General features: G+C 35.8%; 2 protein-coding genes. Both read left to right on the top strand.

Going from position 1 to position 1,378, the window contains the following annotated elements:
* The first annotated feature begins 326 nt into the window (after positions 1-326).
* On the top strand, positions 327-716 hold the full coding sequence (locus MWU84_RS23865; protein WP_093978194.1) for a hypothetical protein: 390 nt from the start codon (positions 327-329) through the stop codon (positions 714-716).
* A 163-nt stretch (positions 717-879) separates the two neighbouring features.
* On the top strand, positions 880-1,272 hold the full coding sequence (locus MWU84_RS23870) for a hypothetical protein (RefSeq protein ID WP_246906510.1): 393 nt from the start codon (positions 880-882) through the stop codon (positions 1,270-1,272).
* Positions 1,273-1,378 lie beyond the last annotated feature (106 nt).

Here is a 1,378-nt window from a genome sequence, read left to right on the forward strand (position 1 = left end):
AAAAAAAATAAATCAAAACAATAAGATTTCGCTATGCGAGTGTCAGAAAGCAAACGCCAGTTTGCTCCCGTACTGTTCATAGCTAAACCGTTAGCAAACATATGGTACGTTAAAAATGCTTTGTCCTTAATCCATAGTTTCAGGTGCAAAAACTCGGATGGAGGATTGACCTCTCACTCAGATGCAAATGGATTTAAGCTCGATTCGGAGGAGCACGGAGTGGTTCGCAAGGCTTTCTTACTCAGACTCACTCAAAACGCAAGCAGAACGCTAGCTTTTACTCGGGCGCAAAAAACAAAACGATTTACCAAACAAATCTTTCACTAATGACGACAATGAACTTTCAATGTGAAGAATTGACTATTTCAGACGAAGAGTTGGGTTGTACCATAATTTTTTCTGACTCAAAAAGTGCAGATGATCAATTCAAAACTATTGACGAGATTATGAATTCGGAAGAAAAGTATCTATTAATTCAAAAGACTTACCCAGAAGACGACTTTGAGCATAGCTATTACCACATTGAATCATCAGAATCTGACACAGCACTGGATTTTGAAGACAAAATGATCGTGAGGTTAAATCGAGATAAATTTGAAATCAGCTGGTCCGGAGATCAGTTAAAAATAGGATTAGACTTGACCAACAGGGAACTTATCGACCTGAAGGAAATCCTCGAAGTCGTATTTAAGGAACGAGTAATAATGAAAAAATAAAAAACGATTTGCTAACAGTGGCTATAATTCAGTCTTACTTTCTCCAAAACATAAAATTTCTTACTTTTAATCCGGCCCGATTCCGAACTGAAAAATCCTGTCGGATTTCCCAGACCGAAATCATAGCCTTAACGTTGTGTACAATATTGGAGAACTTTAAATCATGAAAACAACTTTGCTTTTACTATTAACATTTTTCCCTCTGATTTTAATCGGACAGGATTTAAAGTGTTGTGATTCCGAAAAGGAAATTGAAACATATTTGAGCGGTAACTGGAAAAAGAAAGATTCTGATGAAAAGCAGCAATATCTTTATGAATTTAATGATGGAATCGGAAAATTTAAGGTGTTTGATATAAAAAGAAACGGAATATTGGAGAGAGCAGAAGTAAATCAACCTGATATAAGAATCTTAAAATCAGAGACTGGATTTGAAATTGAGCACGATTTTGGTGGACTAAAAACATACGCTGGAATAAAATATCTTGATTCCACTCAACTGATTGTGACAAGGAGAGATGGAGCTGAAAAAGAGTACTATAAGGTTCCTGAATAAAATACTGTACACAACAATAGTAACCGTTGCACAACCCCGTAATTATTAAAACAACGACCTCGATAACTGCTTTTTAAGGTGGTTTTGTTTTTTAAGCACCCGAACA

It is taken from the genome of Arenibacter sp. F20364 (assembly GCF_023015905.1).
Taxonomy (GTDB): domain Bacteria; phylum Bacteroidota; class Bacteroidia; order Flavobacteriales; family Flavobacteriaceae; genus Arenibacter.